Source organism: Klebsiella sp. Lac1 (genome assembly GCF_009825425.1).
GTDB lineage: Bacteria > Pseudomonadota > Gammaproteobacteria > Enterobacterales > Enterobacteriaceae > Klebsiella > Klebsiella electrica.
In genome coordinates this window covers 488,446-510,690 of the sequence record NZ_VJZJ01000002.1, presented here as the reverse complement: position 1 = coordinate 510,690, position 22,245 = coordinate 488,446, and the positions used below count along the sequence as shown (strand labels likewise).

Sequence of the window (22,245 nt, the reverse complement as noted above, 5' to 3'; positions counted from 1 at the left end):
GTGTTTCCTGTACGCGTCAGCCCGCACCGTTACCTGTGGTAATGGTGATGGTGATAATGGTTGTCATCATGCTGATGCGTTTCATGGATGTTGTGTACTCTGTAATTTTTATCTGTCTGTGTCCTGTGCCTATATTGGTTAAAGTATCTGCCGGTTTAAGTCAACGAATTTTTACATTTCACCCACTTCGCCGCATCGGGTCAATGCGCCACAATGATCTGACAATTCACCTGAATTTGCGATATGTAGCGCTTGATACTGGCAGATATAACCATATTTAAAACTTATAGCAGAACTTTAATCTGGCAGGTTTTTTTCAATATCGTGCAGCAACCGGTGCAACATTGCCGTGTCTCGCTGCTCTAAAAGCCCAATTCGCTGCTGGAGCCAGTCGGTCAGTTTGACGTCTTCAGACACGCCCAGGCGGGTCAATAAATCGAGCGTCCGCAGACGCAATGCCTGCAGCTGATTTTCATCGACGCTGGCAGAAACTGCCGGCGTCTGCTGAACCAAAGCGCTCAATTGATAGCAGTAGACCATCACCGACTGCCCTAAGTTAAGCGAAGGATAGTCGGCCACCATCGGCACACCTGTCAGCACATCGGCAAGAGCCAGCTCTTCGTTAGTCAGCCCGGAATCTTCCCGCCCAAAGACCAGCGCCGCGTGGTTCATCCACGCGGCTTTCTCCGCCATCAGCGGCAGCAGTTGCTGCGGCGTGGCGTAGTAATGGAAACGCGCCCGGCTGCGGGCCGTTGTGGCGACGGTAAAGTCGACGTCATGCAGCGCCTGTTCCAGCGTTGGATAAGTGTTTATATTATCGAGAATATCTCCGGAACCATGCGCAACCCATCGAGCCGCAGGCTGAAGATGGGCATCGCTGTCAACGATACGCAGATCGCGAAAACCCATGGTTTTCATCGCGCGTGCCGCCGCGCCAACGTTTTCTGCCCTCGCCGGGGCAACTAATACAATCGATACATGCATGGTAGCTCTCTTCTACTCTCTCACGCGGCGAAAATGAAACTATCCCCATTTTACGCGGCGAAAATTTACAAATTTGCAACAAAAATCACTAAAATTGCGCATTATTCCCCATAAAAAAGCCTAAACTGTTTCCAACGGACCATGGGGCGGAGTATGTTAACAGAACGCATTTATCCATATGTTTGCCAATGATATTTATCGAAACCGCGCTGAACGATCGTTGGATTCAACGTGTTTATCAATTTACCAGCGCAACCATTTGAGCGGTGTAAGATTTGTGACGATAAATAGCATTTCAATACAATGATTTCACAAGACTGTTAACGTGCTACAATTGAATTTGATATATGTCAACGAAGCGTAGTTTTATGGGGTGTTCAGCCTCTCTTAGCCTGTTATATTGCTGTTAAAATGGTTAGGATGACAGCCGTTTTTGACACCGTCGGGTCCAGAGGGAAAGTACCCACGACCAAGCTAATGATGTTGTTGACGTTGATGGAAAGTGCATCAAGAACGCAATTACGTACTTTAGTCATGTTACGCCGGACATGTTAATTTGCGACATGTACCAGGCAGGTCAGGGACTTTGGTACTTCCTGTTTCGATTTAGTTGGCAATTTAGGTAGCAAACATGCAGACCCCGCACATTCTTATCGTTGAAGACGAGTTGGTAACACGCAACACGTTAAAAAGTATTTTCGAAGCAGAAGGTTATGATGTGTTCGAAGCGACCGATGGCGCGGAAATGCATCAGATCCTGTCTGAAAATGATATCAACCTGGTGATCATGGATATCAACCTGCCAGGTAAAAATGGTCTTCTGTTAGCGCGTGAACTGCGCGAACAGGCTGACGTCGCGCTGATGTTCCTTACCGGCCGCGATAACGAAGTTGATAAGATTCTGGGCCTCGAAATCGGCGCTGATGACTATATCACTAAACCGTTTAACCCCCGTGAACTGACCATTCGCGCACGCAACCTCCTCTCCCGTACCATGAATCTGGGTACCATAAGCGAAGAGCGTCGCAGCGTAGAAAGCTATAAGTTCAACGGCTGGGAACTGGATATCAATAGCCGTTCGCTGGTCAGCCCAAACGGTGAGCAGTACAAGCTGCCGCGCAGTGAATTCCGCGCGATGCTGCACTTCTGCGAGAACCCGGGCAAGATCCAGTCACGTGCTGAACTGCTGAAGAAAATGACCGGCCGTGAGCTTAAGCCGCACGACCGTACCGTTGACGTGACCATCCGTCGCATTCGTAAGCATTTTGAGTCGACTCCGGATACACCGGAAATCATCGCCACGATTCACGGCGAAGGTTATCGCTTCTGCGGCGACCTGCAGGAATAACAGTCGTTTTCCTGCTCCCGCAACGTAAAAACGGCGCTTAATGCGCCGTTTTTTTATGTGCAAATCAGATGCCACGAGGCGCCGCGTTATTTATTCCACGGCATGATTGGCACGGCGCTGAGCGCATTCTTCGGTGAACCGTCGACGACTTTATCCGAATAGCTCAGATAGATCAGCGCATTACGTTTGCTATCGTAAAAACGGACCACCTGCAGCTTTTTAAACACCAGCGAGGTACGTTTCTGGAAAACCACGTCGCCCTGTGACTTACCGTTTTTGATTTTATCGTTCAGTTCGATAGGCCCCACCTGCTGGCAAGAAATCGCCGCATCTGACGTATCTTCCGCAAGGCCCAGACCGCCCTTAATCCCACCGGTTTTCGCCCGGCTGATATAGCACGTCACGTTCTGAACATCCGGATCGTCAAAGGCCTCAACGACGATTTTATGATCCGGGCCAAAGAATTTGAATACGGTATCTACGGAACCAATTTGTTCCGCCTGCGCAACCTGACATCCCGCCAGTAAAAGCAGCCCCGCAACTAACCTCTTGTATTTCATATTATTACCATTTTATTAAAATTTAGCTAAGTGATGATTCCAGACTCAGCGGAAAAAGGTTTATAGATCAACGCGTTACCAAAACAGCTAAAACGCCTGCTGACAAATCGCATTTACAGGCAAAAAAAACACTGAATGCTAAAACATCAAAAAATGCTATTATCCGCTACCTTAGTAAGCAGGCACCTGAGTTTAAGGATGAGGACATTTTATGGATCAAGCAGGGATTATTCGCGATCTCCTTAGCTGGCTGGAAGGTCACCTGGATCAACCGCTCTCACTAGATAATGTGGCAGCCAAGGCGGGTTATTCCAAGTGGCATTTGCAAAGAATGTTTAAAGACGTAACCGGCCAAGCCATCGGTGCCTATATTCGCGCTCGCCGTTTATCAAAATCAGCGGTCGCCCTGCGCCTGACCGCCCGCCCGATTCTCGACATCGCGCTCCAGTATCGTTTTGACTCGCAGCAGACCTTCACCCGCGCGTTTAAAAAGCAGTTTTCGTTAACGCCGGCGCTGTATCGCCGCTCTCCTGACTGGAGCTCTTACGGGATGCGTCCCCCGCTGCGCCTCGGCGAATTCACGATGCCGCAGTATGAGTTCGTCACCCTGAGCAATACCCAACTGATCGGCATCACCCAAAGCTACACCTGTAAGCTGGAGGAAATCTCCGACTTTCGTAACCAGATGCGCGTTCAGTTCTGGCGTGATTTCCTCGGCAATTCGCCGTCGATTCCGCCCACGCTGTACGGTCTGCACGAACCGCGTCCAAGCCTCGAGAAAGATGACGAGCAAGAGGTCTTCTACACCACTGCGCTGACGCCGGAGATGGCTAACGGCCACCTGCACAACTCCCAGCCGATCACTCTGGAAGGTGGCGAGTACGTGATGTTCGCTTATGAAGGCTTAGCAAGCGGGCTGCAGGAGTTTATCCTGACGGTGTATGGCACCTGCATGCCAATGCTGAACCTGACCCGCCGCAAAGGTCTGGATATCGAACGCTTCTTCCCTGAGGATAATAGCCGGGATCAAGCCACGCCGATTCAGCTGCGTTGCGAATACCTGATCCCGATTCGTCGTTAACGCTGCAGTTCATCCAGAGCGGGGGCGTCAAGATGCGACACATCTCCCGCGGTTTCCACCACCCAGCCCGATGCCAGCCACAGACTCTGCTGATAATCAACGCGTGAAATCGAGCAGTTACGCAGACGCAGGCGGCGTTCCGCATGTGCCGGCAGCCCCAGAATCGTACTGACCAGACAGCCCAGCGCAATACCGTGGCTCACCAGCAGCGGCCGGCTTCCGGCAGGCAGTTCCAGGCAGGACGCCAGCGCCGCGTGCATACGCTCGCTCAGCTCCAGCATCGACTCTCCCTGCGGGATACGGCCATCCGGGGTGCCATCAACCAACCGACGACGCCACTCTTCTTCTTCCTCGCTCAGCGAGTCGATATGGCGTTTCTCAAGAATCCCCATATCCAGCTCACGCAGCCGTGAATCAAGGATGACATCGCAGGCGCAGGCTTCCGCGATAATCTCTGCCGTCCGGCGCGTACGCCCCAAATCGCTGGCAATGATATGCGTAATGCCCAGCGTTCTGGCGCGTTCGCCGACCTGCCAGGCCTGGCGCTCGCCGTGAGGCGTTAACGGGCTGTCTGACTGGCCCTGAATGCGCCGCTCGGCGTTCCACTGCGTTTCGCCATGGCGAACAAGGTGTACCTGTAACATGCTATTTTTCCGTTCTGTGCTCTTCACAATTTCGGCTGCCGGCGTCGCGCGCGGCAACGAAAACGATTTGGAGTATACTGCGATGACGTAAATTTATTCTGAGTTGTTTGATTATGCACCATGTTGTCTCAGCTACCACTAATCCCGCCAAAATTCAGGCAATTCTACAGGCTTTTAACGAGATCTTCGGCGAAGGATCCTGCCACATTGAGTCCGTCGCCGTCGAGAGTGGTGTGCCGGAACAGCCGTTTGGAAACGAGGAAACGCGCGCTGGCGCACGAAACAGGGTCGCCAATGCGCGCGCCGTGCAGCCAAATGCCGACTTCTGGGTCGCCATTGAGGCCGGGATCGACGACGACAGCACCTTTAGCTGGATAGTGATTGAGGATCGTCATCAGCGCGGCGAAGCGCGCTCGGCGACGCTGCCGCTACCGGCGGTGATTCTGGAAAAAGTACGTGCCGGCGAAGCATTAGGGCCGGTGATGTCGCAGCATACCGGCATTGATGAAATTGGTCGTAAAGAAGGGGCTATCGGCGTCTTTACCGCCGGGAAGCTCACGCGCAGCAGCGTCTACCACCAGGCGGTGGTACTGGCATTAAGCCCGTTCCATAACCTTATTTACCGTTAAGCAACGCCTGTTCCAGCCACTGTCGCAGCTCGGGCGGCGCGGATTTCAGACTGTTAGAGCCACGGGTAATGGTGGCAATCCCGGCGCCGAGTTCACTTTTCAGCTCGCGCTGGCTCATCTCGCCACGCAGCAACTCTTCAATGATCCGCACGCGCGTGCCCAGCGCCTCGCGCTCGTCGGGCGTCAGCATTAATTGCAGCAATGGCAGATGCAGATCGTCGGCGTACGCCTGCTGGAGTAACGCCACAAAGCGAAGCCATTCCTGATGACGCTGTTCGGCTACAGCCGCTGAATAAGGGGATTGTTGGGTCATGTTACGCCGCCATGTTGCGACAGGCGACCAGGGCCGCCTGTCTGATGTACTCATTAACGAGTACAAAGCATAACATACTCCGGGCAATACTCTATGGATTTCGCGCAACAGCGCAGTGGCTGGCCCGTTTTGTCACGCGTAATCCGCCGGAGATTAGTACCGCTGCTGCCACTCCGCATCGCTGAGCAGTGCTGCTTTCTGCCCCATAAAGTAACGATAATAGGCATCGTAGGAGAGCACGTTCTTCACGTAACCCCGCGTTTCCGAGAACGGAATACTCTCGATAAACGCCACCGCATCAATTCGCCCTGCGCTATTGCCCTGCCAGGTTCGAACCCGCCCAGGGCCTGCATTGTAGGCCGCGGAAGCATAGATGCGGTTATTGCCAAACTGCTGATAAACATACTGCAGATAGCTGGTGCCGATATTGATATTGGTCTCGGGATCCAGCAGCTGCGACGGACTGCTGTAGCCTGGGATACTGAACATACTCACCGTATGGGTCGCCGTCCCCGGCATGATTTGCATCAGGCCGCTGGCGCCAACCGGAGAGCGAACTTTCGGGTTCCATGCGCTCTCCTGGCGAGCAATCGCCATCGCATAGCTCTGCGGGATAGCTTTACCGCTGATATAGCGCGCGAAGAGATCGTTGTAGGCCAGCGGGAAACGTTCCTCCAGCTGGTCCCACAGCTTCCCGGCGATGGTCGCCTGGACGCTGAGATCCCACCAGTGCTGGTTGAATGCATAGCGCGCCAGCTGCGCCTGCTGATCTTTCGTCCGGCTGGTCACCAGATTTGCCCATTCGCTGCGAGCGGTATTGTCCATATTCCAGTACATCAGCTCGCGTACCCGTGCCATTTCCGGCCCGGAGGTCAGCGCAGGATCGAGATTCGCTGGCGCCTTATCGATCCGGAAGGTGAAATCCTCTCCCAGACGCTGGGCGGCAATCATCGGGTAGAAACCACGCTGCTGCATCAACGAACGGAGAATCGCTTTCGCTTCGTCATCGCGCCCGCGCTCCAGCAGCAGATCCGCCTGCCAGTAGCGCCACTCATCTTTCTCTTTCGCTTCCATCGGCAGACGGGCCAGCCAGGTATTCAGCCCGTGGCGATCCCCCGCTCCCAGCGCCATCCGCACCCGGCGCTCCACTAACGCGGTGGATTGCGAACGCATAATCGCGTCATCGCGCCAGATAGCCTGCTCTTCGGTCACATCGTTGCCCATCAGGCGCCAGGCAACAATATCCCGCAGCTCCTGGGTTTGGTCTTCATTGAGCTTCTGCGCCTGCACCAGCGACGGAATCATCAGCCGGGCGTTTTCGACATCCTGGCGCGCCACGCTGGCGAAGGCCACCGCCGCCATCTGGCGGGTAAAATCCGTCGCGCCGGTGGTGCGGGCAAAGGTCATGACGGTGTTCGGATCGTTAGCCAGCGCCACAACCGCTGACGAAATCGTCTGATATTCAGGCGGCATCTGCTGGGCCAGCACGCTGACCAGTGCGGTGTTGCCCGCCTTCATGGCCAGGCGAATACGCTCAAGCCAGGCCAGCGGATCCTGCTTACCGGAATCGCGCCAGGCGCTAAACAGCACGTCACAGGCATTTGGCTGGCTCTTGCCGGTCAGCCACAGTGTTTTCGCGCCGTCCCAGGCCTCTTGCGCCTGGCCCACGCTCAGCTTCGCGTAGTAGTAATTACATTGCGCTTCGGTGGTGGCGGGTTTTTCCGGGCTGAACGCCAGCAGTCCGCTCCAGTCGGTACGGCGCGCCAGCTCGTTAACAAAGCGCGATTTCAGGGTACGCGCCGGCGGCAGCGTCGGATTCGCTTCAATGAAGTTTTTCACCACCAGCGCCGGCTGGTTCATCAGATCGTCAGTGATCTGCCGGTACTGCAGATAGGGGTACAGCGGATAGGTAGTCAGCGTAGGCATGAGCTGTTCGACAACGGACATCTGCCGGCTATCCCATGCCTGCTTAATTTGAGCGTAGCGACTGCGCTGTTCATCCAGTGAATCCGCATGCGCCAGCTGGCTGAGCGTCAGCAAACTCACGCTGGCCGCCAGAAGACGCCATGCCATCGTTTTGGCTTTTTCCACAAGCTCTTCCTCTGTTAAAAGTACATCTCACTACATCTGAGCAGCATCATGCCGCTTTTTAAATGTCCCGGTGTCGCTATAGATATGCTAACCAGACAACGCCAAACGTGCCACGTCCTGGACATTTTTTTACTCTTTTGTGAATCCCATCGCCTCGCTGGGCTTAACGCGTGAAAAAGGCTACACTTCGCCTTTGAAAACTATTCATCAAAATAAAAGAGGCGAAGTCCACCGTGGCTCAATTCGTTTATACCATGCATCGTGTCGGCAAAGTGGTTCCGCCGAAACGTCATATTTTGAAAAATATCTCCCTGAGCTTCTTCCCTGGCGCGAAGATCGGCGTTCTCGGTCTGAACGGCGCCGGTAAATCTACCCTGTTACGTATTATGGCCGGCATTGATACCGACATCGAAGGTGAAGCCCGCCCGCAGCCTGGCCTGAAAATTGGCTATCTGCCGCAGGAGCCACAGCTGAACCCGGAGCAGACCGTACGTGAGTCGGTAGAAGAAGCGGTAGCCGAAGTGGTTAACGCGCTGAAAGGCCTGGATGAGGTGTATGCCAAATACGCTGAGCCAGATGCCGACTTCGATAAACTCGCGGCGCAGCAGGGCAAGTTCGAAGAGATCATTCAGGCTCACGACGGCCATAACCTGAACGTGCAGCTGGAACGTGCGGCCGATGCCCTGCGTCTGCCGGACTGGGAGGCGAAAATCGCCAACCTGTCCGGGGGGGAACGCCGCCGCGTGGCGCTGTGCCGCCTGCTGCTGGAAAAACCAGACATGCTGCTGCTCGACGAACCGACCAACCACCTGGATGCTGAATCCGTGGCCTGGCTGGAGCGCTTCCTGCATGACTTCGAAGGGACCGTGGTGGCGATTACCCACGACCGTTACTTCCTTGATAACGTGGCCGGCTGGATCCTCGAACTGGACCGCGGCGAAGGGATTCCGTGGGAAGGCAACTACTCCTCCTGGCTGGAGCAGAAAGATCAGCGTCTGGCGCAGGAAGCCTCTCAGGAAGCGGCGCGCCGTAAATCCATTGAGAAAGAGCTGGAGTGGGTACGTCAGGGGGCGAAAGGCCGTCAGTCGAAGGGCAAAGCCCGTCTGGCGCGCTTTGAAGAGCTTAACAACGTCGAATACCAGAAGCGTAACGAAACCAACGAACTGTTTATTCCGCCTGGAGCCCGTCTGGGAGATAAAGTTGTTGAAGTCAGCAACCTGCGTAAGTCTTACGGCGACCGCGTGCTGATTGACGATCTGACCTTCTCGGTACCGAAAGGGGCCATCGTCGGGATTATCGGCCCTAACGGCGCCGGTAAATCGACCCTGTTCCGCATGATGTCCGGTCAGGAACAGCCTGATGCCGGTTCCATCACCCTGGGTGAAACCGTGAAGCTGGCTTCCGTCGATCAGTTCCGCGACGCGATGGATAACAGCAAAACCGTCTGGGAAGAAGTCTCCGGCGGGCTGGATATCATGAAGATCGGCAACACCGAAATGCCTAGCCGCGCCTACGTCGGTCGCTTTAACTTTAAAGGCGTCGACCAGGGTAAACGCGTGGGCGAACTCTCCGGCGGTGAACGCGGTCGTCTGCACCTCGCGAAGCTGCTGCAAGTTGGCGGTAACGTGCTGCTGCTCGATGAACCGACCAACGACCTGGATATCGAAACCCTGCGCGCGTTAGAAAACGCCCTGCTGGAGTTCCCGGGCTGCGCGATGGTTATCTCGCACGACCGTTGGTTCCTCGACCGTATCGCGACCCATATTCTGGATTACCAGGATGAAGGTAAAGTCGAATTCTTCGAAGGTAACTTCACCGAGTACGAAGAGTACAAGAAACGCACCCTCGGCGCCGATGCGCTGGAGCCAAAACGTATCAAGTACAAGCGTATTGCGAAGTAATCCATCGCCACCTCCCAGGAGGTGGTTTCGGGATGACGAAAAACGGATGGCCCAGGCCATCCGTTTTTTTATGCTGAGCGCCAGAACGCCCCTGAATGTGCTTAGCCCGGTTCACCCATCAGCTGTTTGACCAGCTCAACGCAGCGCAGGAAGCGCATGTCGTAATCCGACTCTTTCACATGCACAAAATCAATCTCATTGGCTTTGAGCAGCGACACCAGCAGCGTCTGGAACTCCTTGCGATCCACCGAGCTCCCGAGACTCCGTAAGCCATCGGCGACCCACGGGGTATTGTTCTCCAGCAGAATCACCAGGTCAAAACGGTACTCGTCGATCAGCGCCTGAACAAAGGGATGTTCGCGCCCTTCATACTTCAGGCAAAATGCCTGGGTGCTGACGAAATCGGTGTCGATAAACGCCACCTTATTGGCATATTTAACCGCGAAATCAATATACTGCGCGTGGCCGAGCGCAATTTTGTCATAATCGGAATACTGCAGCGCCATCTCATCGCCGCCGAGGTGCGAGAAGACGTAATCACGACCATACTCCCAGGCGCTGGTGGTGTTAAAGATGTTCGCGAGCTTATTGACCAGCGTCGATTTCCCGCTCGATTCGCCGCCCAGAATGGCCACCGTACGAACGAAAAACGGTTTCACTTCCGTCGGGATGTACTCCCAGTAGCGGAACGGGTTTTCACGAATCTGCCCGCCGCTGATGCTCATAAATGTCCGTTTCGGATCGATAAGCACGGTTTCGATCCCCAGATGCTGCAGATATTGCTGTGCATCGGCCTCTTCCGAGGTGTAGATCCAGTTCGGCTGAATCCCTTTATCGCTCATAAATGCGCGGATCCCTCGGCTCCACACGTCCCAGCCGTGGGGATAAGGTTCCATCCCCTCTTCATTAAACGCATGAATGCGGATGTTTTTCTGATATTTGAAGGTTTGTAGCAGCCAGCGCAGGCGATCTGGCACCGTCGGCTGCTGCGACATCGCGCTGTCTTCAAACAGCTGGCGATCCCGGGGATCGTCATAGCCCATAATGATATGCAGCTCGTCCACCTGGCTACAGGCGCGCTGAATCAAATAGATATGCCCGGTATGCAGCGGATAAAACTTACCAAATACCACGCCGACGCTCTTTTGCCGACGCGGGAATTCCAGGCCAAGAAAACGGTGCAGGGCTTCCAGCTTCTGCGCGCTTGGGCTTTTGATTTTGGCATTCAGCAGCTGGCTCAAATAGCCTTTGGTCATTCCGCTGGCTTCCGCGACCTGTTGCAGCGTACAGCCCTTTTGCTTAATCGCGGTTTTGAGATAGTCGAAAGATGACACGAGAGCCTCCTGCTTTAGCAAAACTGAAGAAATACCCTGTTGGTTGCGGGCGGCAGACGGCGATAAACCGGGACAATTCAGCCGTTCATACGGCCCTGCGCCGCCAGCCCTCTGCCGCCGGACAGGCGGCGGGTATTTAATTATAAGTCGTCAAACACGCTTAACGCGTCGGAAAGCTTTTTCACACCAAAGATTTGCATCCCTTCCGGTGCTTTTTTCGGCACGTTGGCCGCCGGGACGATGGCGCGACGAAAGCCATGTTTCGCCGCCTCGGAGATACGCTCCTGGCCGCTGGGCACCGGGCGGATTTCGCCGGACAGCCCCACTTCACCAAATACCACCAGATCGTGCGGCAGCGGACGATCGCGCAGGCTGGAAACCATCGCCAGCAGCAGCGCCAGGTCGGCGCTGGTTTCCGCCACCTTCACCCCGCCCACGACATTAACAAAGACATCCTGATCGGCCATCTGCAGGCCGCCGTGACGATGCAGCACCGCCAGCAGAATCGCCAGACGGTTCTGCTCCAGCCCGACCGCAACGCGACGCGGGTTAGACATCATGGAATGATCGACCAGCGCCTGAATCTCCACCAGCAGAGGACGGGTGCCTTCCCAGACCACCATCACCGAGCTGCCGGAAGTCACTTCATCGCCGCGGCTGAGAAAAATCGCCGAAGGGTTGCTGATTTCACGCAGCCCCTGCTCGGTCATCGCGAATACCCCCAGCTCATTCACCGCGCCAAAGCGGTTTTTATGGCTGCGCAGGGTCCGAAAGCGAGAATCGGCGTCGCCATCCAGCAGCACCGAACAGTCGATACAGTGCTCCAGCACCTTCGGTCCGGCCAGCGAGCCATCTTTGGTCACATGACCGACCATAATGATCGCCACGTCGCGCGTTTTGGCAAAGCGCGTCAGATAAGCCGCCGTTTCGCGTACCTGAGCGACGCTGCCCGGCGACGACTGCACATCGGCCATATGCATCACCTGGATCGAGTCGATAACCATCAGCTGCGGTTTTTCGTCATCGGCTATCTGGCAAATTTGCTCAATGCTGGTTTCGGAGAGCATATTGAGGTTAGCGGTCGGCAGCCCCAGCCGGTGCGCGCGCATCGCTACCTGCTGCAACGACTCTTCCCCGGTAACGTACAGCGTTTTCATGTTTTCCGACAGTCGGCACAGGGTCTGCAGCAGCAGCGTCGATTTACCTGCCCCCGGACTGCCGCCAATCAGAATGGCGCTGCCCGGCACCACGCCACCGCCGAGCACGCGGTCAAACTCTTTAAAACCGGTGGAGAAACGCGGTAGCGCCTCAAGGCTGATCTCCGACAATTTTTGCACCTTCGACGCGCCGGCATTCCCGGCGTAGCCCGTCAGACGCTCGTTTCTCGCCACCTGCGGCGAAGCGGCAATACGCACCTCGGTGATGGTATTCCAGGCATGACAGGCGCTGCACTGCCCCTGCCAGCGCGGGTAATCCGCACCACATTCATTACAGACAAATGCGCGTTTTGGAGCTTTCGCCACGTGTTACCTCTTACTTTTGATTCATGCTGCCGGAGAGAATACAGAAGACCCCCATCAGGTCAGCGTGACGGATGGTGACTTCCGCCTGCTCATTCACTTTTGGCTTAGCATGATACGCGATCCCCAGTCCCGCCGCTTTGATCATCGGTAGATCGTTGGCGCCATCGCCGATTGCCACGGTCTGTGCCGGCGGGATTGCATATTTTTCCGCCAGTTTTCTCAGCGTGGCGGCTTTATATTTGGCATCGACAATATCGCCGATGACGTTCCCGGTCAGCTTGCCGTCCATAATCTCCAGCTCATTGGCGACCACGGCGTCAAGATGCAGCTTGTCGCGCAGGTATTCGGCGAAGAAGGTAAACCCGCCGGAGGCAATCGCGACTTTCCAGCCCAGCGTCTCCAGCTTCAGCACCAGCTGCGCCAGCCCCGGCATCAGCGGCAGCGATTCACGCACCTGCAGCAGAATACTGGCATCGGCATCTTTCAACGTCGCCACCCGCTGACGCAGGCTGGCGGTGAAATCCAGCTCGCCGCGCATCGCGCGTTCAGTCACTTCCGACACCATTTCGCCGGTGCCGGCCAGTTTGGCGATTTCGTCAATGCACTCGATTTGAATCGCCGTAGAATCCATATCCATCACCAGCAGCCCGGGCGTGCGCAGATGCGGAATTTTCCCCAGCGGAGCGACATCCAGCCCCGCTTCGTGCGCCAGTCGGGTTGCCCGCAGCGTCAGAGAGCCCGCCAGACGAATAACCTGATAATCTTCGACAACCCAGGCGGCAACGATAACCAGCGCCGCCCCCAGCTCACGCTGCCAGTCCGTCAGCCGGCGTTTATCAAGGCCGCGCCCGTAGAGCAGCCAGCCGCTGCGTCCGGCATGATAATCCAGCGGCATGACCTCATCACCGCTCAACGAAAGCGGTAATCCAGGCCACAGGGAAACATCTTCGGGCAGATCGCACCAGGTCAAACTGTTTGGCATTACGGCTCCACATTTCTTTATTCAGGCCAGGAAAATAACGCATGAGGCTACCTTGTAACCAGCGCTTCTGGCAACATTAAGCTGTAAATATTAAAGGTGGAATATGGTACGCGCAAAACTGAAATTCCGACTGCATCGCGCCGTCATTGTTCTTATCTGCCTCGCACTTCTCGTTGCCCTGATGCAGGGAGCGTCGTGGTTCAGCCAGAACAGCCAAAAGCAACGTAATCCACAGTTAGAAGAACTGGCTCGCACCCTTGCGCAGCAGGTTACGCTGAATCTGGCGCCAATGATGCGCAGCGAGACGCCCGATGAAAAACGGATCGGTGAGCTGCTGGAGCGGCTCACCCGCCAGAGCCGGGTCCTCGATGCCGGAGTCTATGACGACCAGGGCGATCTGGTCGCCCGCTCGGGCGAAGGGGTCAATGTGCGCGACAGGCTGGCGCTGGACGGCAAAAAAGCGGGCGGCTACTTCAATCAGCAAATCGTGGAGCCGATTCAGGGTAAAAACGGGCCGCTTGGCTACCTGCGCCTGACGCTGGATACCCATACGTTAGCCACCGAGGCGCAACAGGTGGATAATACCACCAATATTTTACGTCTGATGCTGCTGCTGTCGCTGGCTATCGGCGTGGTGCTGACCCGCACGCTGCTGCAGGGCAAGCGCACCCGCTGGCAGCAATCGCCCTTCCTGCTCACCGCCAATAAGCCGGTGCAGGACGAAGATAAAGATGAATCAGAATAAGGAAATCGCTGATGTCGACGCTACGCCTGCTGCTCTCAGACTCCACGGACCCGTGGTTCAACCTCGCGGTTGAAGAGTGTATTTTCCGCCAGATGCCCGCCACCCAGCGCGTGCTGTTCCTGTGGCGCAATGCCGACACGGTGGTCATTGGCCGGGCGCAAAACCCGTGGAAAGAGTGCAACACCCGCCGGATGGAAGAGGATAACGTCCGCCTGGCCCGCCGCAGCAGCGGCGGAGGCGCGGTATTTCACGACCTCGGGAACACCTGTTTTACCTTCATGGCGGGGAAACCCGAGTACGATAAGACCGTCTCCACGCGGATTGTGCTGGCGGCGCTGGCGGCGCTGGGCGTCACCGCGGAAGCATCCGGGCGCAATGACCTGGTCGTTAACACTGCCGAAGGCGATCGTAAAATCTCCGGTTCGGCCTATCGCGAAACCCTTGACCGCGGTTTTCACCACGGCACGCTGCTGTTGAATGCCGATTTAAGTCGTCTGGCAAACTATCTCAATCCGGATAAAAAGAAGCTGCAGGCGAAAGGCATCACCTCGGTACGCGGCCGTGTGGCCAACCTGGTTGAGCTGCTGCCGGGTATTACGCACCAGCAGGTCTGCTCAGCGATTGAAGAAGCCTTTTTCGCCTACTACGGCGAGCGCGTCGCCGCGGAAGTGATTTCACCCGATAAGATGCCGGATCTGCCGAACTTTGCCGAAACCTTCGCCCGCCAGAGCAGCTGGGCATGGAATTTTGGTCAGGCGCCGGCCTTCTCCCACCTGCTGGATGAGCGCTTTGTCTGGGGCGGCGTGGAGCTGCACTTCGACGTTGAGAAAGGGCATATCACCCGTACGCAGGTCTTTACCGATAGCCTGAATCCGGCACCGCTGGAGGCGCTGGCTACGCGATTGCAGGGCTGCCCGTATCGGGCTGACGTGCTGCAGCAGATCTGTGAAGGATTATTAGTCGATTTCCCGGAGCAGGAGAGAGAGCTGAGGGAGCTGTCGGCGTGGATTGCCGGCGCGGTGCGCTGATGAAAAAAGCCGGATGGCGGCTACGCCTTATCCGGCCTACAAATTCTGCACCCGCTCAGCACGCGAATGGCGGCTACGCCCTGTCCGGCCTACAAATTCTGCACCCGCTCAACGCGTGAATGTGTACAGATTCCGCTCAGTTTAGTAGGCCCGGTAAGCGCAGCGCCACCGGGCAATGCAACGTTTACGCTTTATCGCCCAGCAGAACGGATTCCAGCGCGATTTTGATCATATCGTTGAACGTCGTCTGACGCTCAGCCGCAGTCGTCTGCTCATGCGTACGAATATGATCGGATACGGTGCAGATAGTCAGCGCTTTCGCCCCGAACTCCGCCGCTACGCCGTAGATACCGGCGGCTTCCATTTCCACGCCCAGGATACCGTATTTTTCCATCACGTCGAACATGGACGGATCCGGCGTATAGAACAGGTCTGCGGAGAAGATGTTACCAACGCGGGCATCAACGCCCAGCGCTTTCGCGGCATCCACCGCGTTACGCACCATATCGAAGTCAGCGATCGCAGCAAAATCGTGATCTTTAAAACGCAGACGGTTGACTTTGGAGTCGGTGCACGCGCCCATGCCAATCACCACATCACGCAGTTTCACATCCGCACGTACCGCACCGCAGGAACCCACGCGGATAATCTTCTTCACGCCGAAATCGGTGATCAGCTCTTTGGTGTAGATGGAGCAGGACGGGATACCCATGCCGTGACCCATGACGGAGATCTGGCGGCCTTTATAGGTGCCGGTAAAGCCCAGCATACCGCGCACGTTGTTCACTTCGCGCACGTCTTCAAGGAAAGTTTCCGCGATGTGCTTCGCGCGCAGCGGGTCGCCCGGCATCAACACGACGTCAGCGAAATCACCCATTTCTGCATTAATGTGAGGAGTTGCCATCTTCAGTTCCTTTTCATTTGAATTTTTTTTGCCCGGTGGCGCGCAGCAATCCGCGCCTACGGTTTTGTAGGCCGGGTAAGGCGCAGCCGCCACCCGGCAATGACATCAGAACATGGCCTTGCCATATTCCATGTCGGACGTACCAAAATATTTCGCCAGCGTCTGGCCGATATCGGCGAAGGTTTCACGGTGGCCCAGCGAACCCGGTTTAACTTTCGGGCCGTAGACCAGGACCGGGATGTGCTCACGCGTGTGGTCAGTGCCCTGCCAGCTCGGGTCACAGCCGTGGTCAGCGGTCAGGATCAGAATGTCATCTTCACCCACCAGCGCCATCAGCTCCGGCAGACGACGGTCGAACAGTTCCAGACCCGCAGCATAACCGGCGATATCGCGACGGTGGCCCCAGGAAGAGTCGAAGTCCACGAAGTTAGTGAAAACGATGGTCTTATCACCCGCTTCTTTCATCTCTTTGATGGTCGCGTCAAACAGCGCATCCAGGCCGGTCGCTTTCACTTTTTTCGTGATCCCGCAGTTGGCATAGATATCGGCGATTTTCCCGACGGAAACCACGTGGCCATCTTTTTCGTCAACCAGCTTTTGCAATACGGTCGGCGCTGGCGGTTCAACGGCCAGATCGTGACGGTTGCCGGTACGCTGGAAGTGACCCGGTTTATCACCCACAAACGGACGCGCGATAACGCGGCCAATGTTATAACCCCCTTCAGTCAGTTCTTCACGCGCGATTTCGCACAGCGCGTAGAGTTTATCCAGACCAAAGGTCTCTTCGTGGCAGGCAATCTGGAACACGGAGTCAGCGGAAGTATAGAAAATCGGCTTGCCGGTTTTCATATGCTCTTCGCCAAGCTCATCCAGAATCACCGTCCCGGAGGAGTGGCAGTTGCCGAGATAGCCCGGCAGATTCGCGCGTTTAACCAGTTTATCCAGCAGCTCCTGCGGGAAGCTGTTCTGATGGTCACTGAAGTAGCCCCATTCGAACAGAACTGGCACCCCGGCGATTTCCCAGTGGCCGGACGGCGTATCTTTACCGGAAGAGAGCTCATGCGCCCAGGCATAGGCGCCAATGACTTCCGCATTACCGTCCATACCGGCGGCAATTTTACCGGTAGAGCCTTCATGCGCTTTCACCAGACCCAGACGGGTCAGGTTAGGCAAATTCAGCGGGCCTTTGCGGCCGTGGTCAGCCTCGCCCTTAGCGCAGGCTTCAGCAATGTGGCCCATCGTGTCTGAGCCGACGTCGCCAAAGCGAGCGGCATCTTCAGTCGCACCGATGCCGAAAGAGTCCAGCACCATAATAAATGCACGTTTCATATTATTCTCCGTACCTTTTGCGCTGCAAAAAAGCGATCAGATCAGTATACCGTTATTCGGTGATTCGGCGATAGACCGTCGGGGTTTCTTTCGGCGCCTTATCGTTCAGTTTAATTGCCGCTTTGACGGCTTTCGCCGCTTCCTGCCAGCTGGTTTCGTCTTTGGCGTGGATAACCGCGAGCGGACGCTGCCCGTCAACGCTGTCGCCCAGGCGCGCCATGTCGGTAAAGCCGACGCTGTAGTCAATCGGGTCGGATGCCTGGCGACGACCGCCGCCCATCGACACCACCGCCATCCCCAGCGCACGAGTGTCCATTTCCGCGACAAATCCTTCGCCATCAGCGAAGACCGCTTTGCTCAGCATGGCCGTGGGCAGATAGTTATCGTAGTTCTCGACGAAATCGGTCGGCCCTTTTTGCGCGGCGACCATCCGGCCAAAGAGTTCCGCCGCTTTGCCGTTGTCCAGCACCGCCTGCAGTTTCGCCCGCGCGTCGGCGTCATCCTCGGCCAGCTTGCCGGAAATCAGCATTTCGGCGCACAGCGCCATGGTCACATCAAACAGACGCGGATTACGGTATTCGCCGGTCAGGAAGCGGACCGCTTCACGGACTTCGACGGCATTACCGGCGCTGGATGCCAGCACCTGGTTCATATCGGTCAGCAGCGCGGTAGTCCGCACGCCGGCGCCGTTGGAAACGCCAACGATCGCTTCGGCAAGCGCTGCGGAGAGTTCGTAGGTCGGCATAAAGGCGCCGCTGCCTACTTTGACGTCCATCACCAGCGCATCCAGGCCTTCGGCCAGTTTTTTCGCCAGAATCGAGGCGGTGATGAGCGGGATGGAATCCACCGTCGCGGTAATATCGCGGGTGGCATAGAAACGTTTGTCGGCAGGGGCCAGCGAACTAGTCTGCCCAATGATGGCGACGCCAACATCTTTAATAATGTCGCGGAAACGGGTGTCATCCGGGAAGATATCGAAACCTGGAATGGCTTCCAGTTTGTCGAGGGTGCCGCCGGTATGACCGAGACCGCGCCCGGAGATCATCGGCACATAGCCGCCGCAGGCGGCAACCATCGGGCCAAGCATCAGCGAAGTCACATCGCCCACGCCGCCGGTAGAGTGTTTATCGACAATCGGGCCGTTCAAATTGAGGCTTTTCCAGTCCAGAACGGTTCCTGAATCCCGCATTGCCATAGTTAGCGAGACGCGTTCTGGCATAGACATATCGTGGAAAAAGATGGTCATCGCCAGCGCCGCGATCTGCCCTTCAGAAACGGTGTTATCGCGGATCCCGTTGATGAAAAAGCGAATTTCGTCATCGCTCAGCGCATGGCCATCACGTTTTTTACGAATAATTTCCTGGGCGAGAAACAAGGTAACCTCCTGAGGAATAAGGTCAAATTCGGCGGGCGGCGCAACCTGCGCCCGCGCTAAGATCCTGTAGCCCGGCCGGGCGTCGCGACGCCGGGGATTTCCCGGAATCGGCGCAGCTGCGCCTCATCCGGGCTACGGTTTTGTCGCCGTTACGCCTTAGTAGCTGCTGGCGCTCTTACCGTCGCCGTGACCCAGCGCTTTCAGCAGACTTGCCAGCAGGCTGGAGGCGCCAAAACGATAGTGGCGAGAATCCGCCCAGTCGGCGCCGAACATTTCGTCGGCAATGGCGAGGAACTGCTGTGCATCTTCAGCGCTGCGAACGCCGCCCGCAGGCTTAAAGCCAACGGTATTCTGCACGCCCATATCGCGGATCACTTCCAGCATGATGCGTGCGCTTTCCGGCGTCGCGTTTACCGGGACTTTACCGGTCGAGGTTTTGATAAAATCCGCCCCGGCTTTAATAGAAATTTCAGAAGCTTTACGAATTAACGCTTCTTCTTTCAGCTCACCGGTTTCGATTATCACTTTCAACAGCACGTTAGCCGCCGCGCAGGCCTCTTTACAGGCTTTCACCAGATCGAATCCGACCTGCTCGTTACCTGCGATCAGCGCGCGGTACGGGAATACCACGTCAACGTCATCCGCGCCGTAAGCGATGGCCGCACGGGTTTCCGCCAGCGCGATAGCGATATCATCGTTACCATGCGGGAAGTTGGTCACCGTGGCGATACGGATATCCGGGGTGCCTTGCGCGTTCAGCGTCTTACGAGCGATCGGGATAAAACGCGGATAGATGCAGATGGCCGCGGTATTGCCTACCGGCGTTTTTGCCTGATGGCACAGAGCGATCACCTTTTCATTGGTGTCATCGTCGTTCAGCGTAGTCAGGTCCATCAGTTTCAACGCGCGCAGGCTGCTTGTAGATAAATCAGTCATTTCTCACTCCGACGGCTTATTGCCGGTTCAATAGTTTCTCACCTTGCGAGTCTGTTACTATTGTAACATCACCTCGCCGTTACACTTCGACATTCATCACAGTTAATGAAAACTCACCTGGAATTTGCATAGCTGTAATGTGATCCACATCACCTTTCAAGGTGCAATATTACGCTTCAGAACGCCGGGTTTACTTTAAGCATAATCAGAATCCTCAGATGCGAGAGAGTGTTATAATAATAACATAAAACCACAAAACCTCTCGATCAAAGCGGGTGCATTTTGTGCTAAAAATAAAATTTCAAACATAAAAAATTGAAAAATAACAAATTTAATGAAAATTAAAAATGATGGAATTATAACATTTTGACAGGAAGGGGTTCAGAAGAGAGGATATCCAGGTCATAAGGCAGTCAGCCCACGATGATGCCGCAACGTCTTAGTCGCGGCTGACGCCCGAGCGACATCGCTGAGAGTGCGCTACGCCAGCCGCGTCACAGGGTATAGAACAACGCTTTCGTATTGTGTATCAACGCATTCGCAATAACATCCGCAGGTTCCTGCCGCAGTTCACATAACGAGGCAAAGACACGGGCCACCTGTTCTGGCCGATTTGGTTGCCCCTGAAAACCATTGAGCGGCATATCCGGCGCATCCGTTTCCAGCAGCAGGGCCGATAGCGGCAGACGCGCCATCACATCACGCGTTTTGCTGGCTCGCGGGTAGGTTATGGTCCCGCCGACGCCAATTTTATATCCTGACTGCACAAAGCGTTCCGCCTGCTGCAGGCTTCCCGCAAAACCATGCACCACGCCGGTTCTCGGCAGCGCATGTTTTTTCAACAGCATCGCCAGCGTATCGTGAGTGCGTCGGGAGTGCAGAATCACCGGCAGATCGTAACGCTTCGCCAGCCGCAGCTGTGCCTCCAGCATGACCTGCTGGCGCTCAAACTGCGGATCGTCACGATACAGATCGAGCCCCGTCTCCCCCACGGCGACCAGCTTCCGGTGGCGTTGGCGCAGGCACGCTTCCAGCAGCTCAAGGCTGCGCTCATCATGCCGTTCAATCACAATGGGATGCAGTCCCACGGCGGCATAAAGCGCCGCATGCTGCTCCGCCAGCGCTAATACGCGGGGGAAATTTTCCGCTTCAATGGCCGGAACAATTATCTGCGTGACGCCGGCTTGCGCCGCCCGGGCAAGACTGTCGGCCGCATGGTCGGCGAAGGGCGGAAAATCAAAATGACAATGCGTATCGATAAACGGCCACGTCATGCCAGATCCTCGTTATCAAAGTGGGCGTCATTGGCCTGCGGGGCGGTCACAAAGGTCGCCGGGTGAGAATCGTTGGCGACGGAAGCCGCCGGCACCACGACCGAGGCGGGCTGCGCGACACGCGGCAAATGACGCACCAGCGGCGGACGGTCGGCCAGCAGCTTGCCGACCGTCGCGAGGAAATAGCGCCCGCACTGCCGCCCGGTCTTGTAGTCCTCCAGCAGCGCCGGTAAACGGCTTCCCAGCGCCATGCTTTTCAGCGGTTTCTGCGGATAGATTTCCAGGATTCGCAGCTTACCCGGCGGCTTCTCAATAAACTGTTGGGTCGTGCGATAGGTGGCCTCATGGTGCTGGACCAGGTTCACAAACGGCTGCAGACTGCTTTCCCCCAGCCAACGCTCCATTCGCTTAAACCACTGGGGAGTATAGAACATCTGCGAAGGCACCGTGCGGATAACCACGATGGTTTGCGCCCCGCGTCGGGCCGCCTCCTGCACAGGAATCGCATCACTGACGCCGCCATCCAGATAGCTGATGCCGTCCAGCATGACGCCGCTGCGATAAAAACCAGGGATCGCGCTGGAGGCGCGGATCAGATCGAGCCACGTGGCCTGGGTGGGAGCAAAATAGTCTGGCGTATAATCATCGCCCCGGCAGGCGCACATCCACAGCTCTTTCCCCTGAGCGAACTGCTCTTCCGCATAGCTCATCGCCAGCGGCATTTTTTGCGCCGCGGTCTCCACCAGCCAGTCAAGATCGATAAGATTGCCGCCGCGGACAAAACGCATAGGATCGAAAAATTCCCGGGCCGTGGTGTAACGGGTGATGACCTTGCGGGCATAGCCCTGCTGGTTGCACATGTAGGCCGACAGGTTCTGCGCTCCGGCGGATGTCCCCAACATAATGTCAAAGGGGTTGAATCCCGCGCGCATGAACTCATCGAGTACTCCGGCGGTAAAAATACCTCGCTGACCGCCGCCCTCACACACCAGGCCAAGCTTGCCCGGAATAAATGGTTTGACAGACAACGGTGCAATATTGCCAAGCGTTACGGGAATTCGATGTCCCACCCTGCTTTCCTGTTATGTTTTTATTGTACCAGCCCAAAAAGATCCGCTGGGGTCTCCCCCCAGCGCACCCGGCCCGTCGGACGATGCCCGCCGCCCGCACGCGTTTAGGAATCCTGACGTCCAGCGCCGCGCCGTCCTGCAATTATTACCCCCCAGAAACCACGAAAGCCAGTCCTGAGGACTGGCTTTATGTA

The 22,245-nt window shown here is 56.2% G+C and carries 22 protein-coding genes and 1 other annotated feature (1 of these 23 only partly in view); of the genes, 6 read left to right on the top strand and 16 right to left on the bottom strand.

Translation table 11 applies throughout. The features are described 5' to 3' along the window. Nucleotides 1–78 (bottom strand) — a sequence feature (Thr leader region); it reaches 40 nt to the left of the window's first position. The 3 genes from thrL to yjjY all read right to left on the bottom strand — a co-directional run bounded on the left by thrL (nucleotide 17) and on the right by yjjY (nucleotide 1,520). Then, nucleotides 17–85, bottom strand: coding sequence for a thr operon leader peptide (gene thrL, locus FNY10_RS17885; protein ID WP_071824685.1), 69 nt, complete (start codon nucleotides 83–85; stop codon nucleotides 17–19). It overlaps the preceding feature by 62 nt. Nucleotides 86–297: 212 nt before the next feature. Then, nucleotides 298–984 carry a tRNA/rRNA methyltransferase gene (locus FNY10_RS17880; protein ID WP_131049529.1) on the bottom strand — a complete coding sequence of 229 codons (687 nt, stop codon included), beginning with the start codon at nucleotides 982–984 and terminating at the stop codon, nucleotides 298–300. 395 nt (nucleotides 985–1,379) lie between these two features. Continuing rightward, nucleotides 1,380–1,520 carry a protein YjjY gene (yjjY, locus tag FNY10_RS17875; protein WP_049268126.1) on the bottom strand — a complete coding sequence of 47 codons (141 nt, stop codon included), beginning with the start codon at nucleotides 1,518–1,520 and terminating at the stop codon, nucleotides 1,380–1,382. Nucleotides 1,521–1,615: 95 nt separating this feature from the next. Between yjjY and arcA the strand changes: the two genes are divergently transcribed. Next, nucleotides 1,616–2,332, top strand: coding sequence for a two-component system response regulator ArcA (arcA, locus tag FNY10_RS17870; RefSeq protein WP_100682632.1), 717 nt, complete (start codon nucleotides 1,616–1,618; stop codon nucleotides 2,330–2,332). A gap of 86 nt (nucleotides 2,333–2,418) precedes the next feature. On the opposite strand, the gene creA is transcribed toward arcA, so the two are convergent. Further along, entirely contained in the window at nucleotides 2,419–2,892 is a 474-nt protein-coding gene (gene creA / locus FNY10_RS17865) for a protein CreA (protein ID WP_004857687.1), read from the bottom strand. 211 nt (nucleotides 2,893–3,103) lie between these two features. Here creA and robA point away from each other — a divergent pair, with 211 nt between their 5' ends. Further along, nucleotides 3,104–3,973, top strand: coding sequence for an MDR efflux pump AcrAB transcriptional activator RobA (robA, locus tag FNY10_RS17860; RefSeq protein WP_131049528.1), 870 nt, complete (start codon nucleotides 3,104–3,106; stop codon nucleotides 3,971–3,973). Here robA and gpmB read toward each other — a convergent pair. Next, the gene (gene gpmB, locus FNY10_RS17855; protein ID WP_100682634.1) at nucleotides 3,970–4,617 is read right to left on the bottom strand and encodes a 2,3-diphosphoglycerate-dependent phosphoglycerate mutase GpmB; all 648 of its coding nucleotides are present in this window, start codon (nucleotides 4,615–4,617) and stop codon (nucleotides 3,970–3,972) included. The genes robA and gpmB overlap by 4 nt on opposite strands. 113 nt (nucleotides 4,618–4,730) lie before the next feature. Between gpmB and yjjX the strand changes: the two genes are divergently transcribed. Further along, the gene (gene yjjX, locus FNY10_RS17850; RefSeq protein WP_131049527.1) at nucleotides 4,731–5,246 is read left to right on the top strand and encodes an inosine/xanthosine triphosphatase; all 516 of its coding nucleotides are present in this window, start codon (nucleotides 4,731–4,733) and stop codon (nucleotides 5,244–5,246) included. Here yjjX and trpR read toward each other — a convergent pair. Beyond that, a complete protein-coding gene (trpR, locus tag FNY10_RS17845) occupies nucleotides 5,233–5,559 on the bottom strand; it encodes a trp operon repressor (protein ID WP_015585187.1) in 327 nt (108 codons plus the stop codon). The two genes, yjjX and trpR, sit on opposite strands and share 14 nt — an antisense overlap. 153 nt (nucleotides 5,560–5,712) lie before the next feature. Then, nucleotides 5,713–7,650, bottom strand: a complete 1,938-nt coding sequence (gene sltY / locus FNY10_RS17840; RefSeq protein WP_160702326.1) for a murein transglycosylase — start codon at nucleotides 7,648–7,650, stop codon at nucleotides 5,713–5,715. Between the two features lie 233 nt (nucleotides 7,651–7,883). Here sltY and ettA point away from each other — a divergent pair, with 233 nt between their 5' ends. Then, nucleotides 7,884–9,551, top strand: a complete 1,668-nt coding sequence (gene ettA, locus FNY10_RS17835) for an energy-dependent translational throttle protein EttA (protein WP_004857675.1) — start codon at nucleotides 7,884–7,886, stop codon at nucleotides 9,549–9,551. A gap of 101 nt (nucleotides 9,552–9,652) precedes the next feature. On the opposite strand, the gene nadR is transcribed toward ettA, so the two are convergent. The 3 genes from nadR to serB form a co-directional block, all read right to left on the bottom strand. Next, a complete protein-coding gene (nadR, locus tag FNY10_RS17830) occupies nucleotides 9,653–10,885 on the bottom strand; it encodes a multifunctional transcriptional regulator/nicotinamide-nucleotide adenylyltransferase/ribosylnicotinamide kinase NadR (RefSeq protein WP_100682638.1) in 1,233 nt (410 codons plus the stop codon). Nucleotides 10,886–11,025: 140 nt separating this feature from the next. Then, entirely contained in the window at nucleotides 11,026–12,408 is a 1,383-nt protein-coding gene (gene radA / locus FNY10_RS17825; RefSeq protein WP_004857671.1) for a DNA repair protein RadA, read from the bottom strand. A 10-nt stretch (nucleotides 12,409–12,418) separates the two neighbouring features. Beyond that, nucleotides 12,419–13,390 (bottom strand): phosphoserine phosphatase, encoded by a 972-nt coding sequence (serB, locus tag FNY10_RS17820; RefSeq protein ID WP_131049525.1) that lies wholly within the window; start codon nucleotides 13,388–13,390, stop codon nucleotides 12,419–12,421. Nucleotides 13,391–13,493: 103 nt separating this feature from the next. Here serB and FNY10_RS17815 point away from each other — a divergent pair, with 103 nt between their 5' ends. Both FNY10_RS17815 and lplA read left to right on the top strand, forming a co-directional pair. Next, nucleotides 13,494–14,135, top strand: a complete 642-nt coding sequence (locus FNY10_RS17815; RefSeq protein ID WP_131049524.1) for a YtjB family periplasmic protein — start codon at nucleotides 13,494–13,496, stop codon at nucleotides 14,133–14,135. Between the two features lie 11 nt (nucleotides 14,136–14,146). Continuing rightward, nucleotides 14,147–15,163, top strand: coding sequence for a lipoate--protein ligase LplA (gene lplA, locus FNY10_RS17810; RefSeq protein ID WP_160702327.1), 1,017 nt, complete (start codon nucleotides 14,147–14,149; stop codon nucleotides 15,161–15,163). A gap of 184 nt (nucleotides 15,164–15,347) precedes the next feature. Here lplA and deoD read toward each other — a convergent pair whose 3' ends face one another. The 6 genes from deoD to FNY10_RS17780 form a co-directional block, all read right to left on the bottom strand. Next, nucleotides 15,348–16,067, bottom strand: a complete 720-nt coding sequence (deoD, locus tag FNY10_RS17805; protein WP_100682665.1) for a purine-nucleoside phosphorylase — start codon at nucleotides 16,065–16,067, stop codon at nucleotides 15,348–15,350. A gap of 105 nt (nucleotides 16,068–16,172) precedes the next feature. Next, nucleotides 16,173–17,396 (bottom strand): phosphopentomutase, encoded by a 1,224-nt coding sequence (gene deoB / locus FNY10_RS17800; protein ID WP_131049522.1) that lies wholly within the window; start codon nucleotides 17,394–17,396, stop codon nucleotides 16,173–16,175. 52 nt (nucleotides 17,397–17,448) lie between these two features. After that, nucleotides 17,449–18,771, bottom strand: a complete 1,323-nt coding sequence (gene deoA, locus FNY10_RS17795) for a thymidine phosphorylase (RefSeq protein WP_141965353.1) — start codon at nucleotides 18,769–18,771, stop codon at nucleotides 17,449–17,451. 156 nt (nucleotides 18,772–18,927) lie between these two features. Next, nucleotides 18,928–19,707, bottom strand: a complete 780-nt coding sequence (gene deoC, locus FNY10_RS17790; protein WP_131049520.1) for a deoxyribose-phosphate aldolase — start codon at nucleotides 19,705–19,707, stop codon at nucleotides 18,928–18,930. 494 nt (nucleotides 19,708–20,201) lie between these two features. Then, nucleotides 20,202–20,981, bottom strand: coding sequence for a TatD family hydrolase (locus FNY10_RS17785; RefSeq protein WP_100682646.1), 780 nt, complete (start codon nucleotides 20,979–20,981; stop codon nucleotides 20,202–20,204). Beyond that, nucleotides 20,978–22,051 (bottom strand): patatin-like phospholipase family protein, encoded by a 1,074-nt coding sequence (locus FNY10_RS17780; RefSeq protein ID WP_100682647.1) that lies wholly within the window; start codon nucleotides 22,049–22,051, stop codon nucleotides 20,978–20,980. Before FNY10_RS17780 ends, FNY10_RS17785 begins: the two co-directional genes overlap by 4 nt. Nucleotides 22,052–22,245: the final 194 nt, after the last annotated feature.

What these genes read in the sequence shown, in the direction of transcription:
- FNY10_RS17880 (WP_131049529.1), bottom strand. Translation starts at nt 984, where the DNA reads ATGCATGTATCGATTGTATTAGTTGCCCCGGCGAGGGCAGAAAACGTT.
- yjjY (WP_049268126.1), bottom strand. Translation starts at nt 1,520, where the DNA reads ATGACTAAAGTACGTAATTGCGTTCTTGATGCACTTTCCATCAACGTC.
- arcA (WP_100682632.1), top strand. Translation starts at nt 1,616, where the DNA reads ATGCAGACCCCGCACATTCTTATCGTTGAAGACGAGTTGGTAACACGC.
- creA (WP_004857687.1), bottom strand. Translation starts at nt 2,892, where the DNA reads ATGAAATACAAGAGGTTAGTTGCGGGGCTGCTTTTACTGGCGGGATGT.
- robA (WP_131049528.1), top strand. Translation starts at nt 3,104, where the DNA reads ATGGATCAAGCAGGGATTATTCGCGATCTCCTTAGCTGGCTGGAAGGT.
- gpmB (WP_100682634.1), bottom strand. Translation starts at nt 4,617, where the DNA reads ATGTTACAGGTACACCTTGTTCGCCATGGCGAAACGCAGTGGAACGCC.
- yjjX (WP_131049527.1), top strand. Translation starts at nt 4,731, where the DNA reads ATGCACCATGTTGTCTCAGCTACCACTAATCCCGCCAAAATTCAGGCA.
- trpR (WP_015585187.1), bottom strand. Translation starts at nt 5,559, where the DNA reads ATGACCCAACAATCCCCTTATTCAGCGGCTGTAGCCGAACAGCGTCAT.
- serB (WP_131049525.1), bottom strand. Translation starts at nt 13,390, where the DNA reads ATGCCAAACAGTTTGACCTGGTGCGATCTGCCCGAAGATGTTTCCCTG.
- FNY10_RS17815 (WP_131049524.1), top strand. Translation starts at nt 13,494, where the DNA reads ATGGTACGCGCAAAACTGAAATTCCGACTGCATCGCGCCGTCATTGTT.
- lplA (WP_160702327.1), top strand. Translation starts at nt 14,147, where the DNA reads ATGTCGACGCTACGCCTGCTGCTCTCAGACTCCACGGACCCGTGGTTC.
- deoD (WP_100682665.1), bottom strand. Translation starts at nt 16,067, where the DNA reads ATGGCAACTCCTCACATTAATGCAGAAATGGGTGATTTCGCTGACGTC.
- deoB (WP_131049522.1), bottom strand. Translation starts at nt 17,396, where the DNA reads ATGAAACGTGCATTTATTATGGTGCTGGACTCTTTCGGCATCGGTGCG.
- deoC (WP_131049520.1), bottom strand. Translation starts at nt 19,707, where the DNA reads ATGACTGATTTATCTACAAGCAGCCTGCGCGCGTTGAAACTGATGGAC.
- FNY10_RS17785 (WP_100682646.1), bottom strand. Translation starts at nt 20,981, where the DNA reads ATGACGTGGCCGTTTATCGATACGCATTGTCATTTTGATTTTCCGCCC.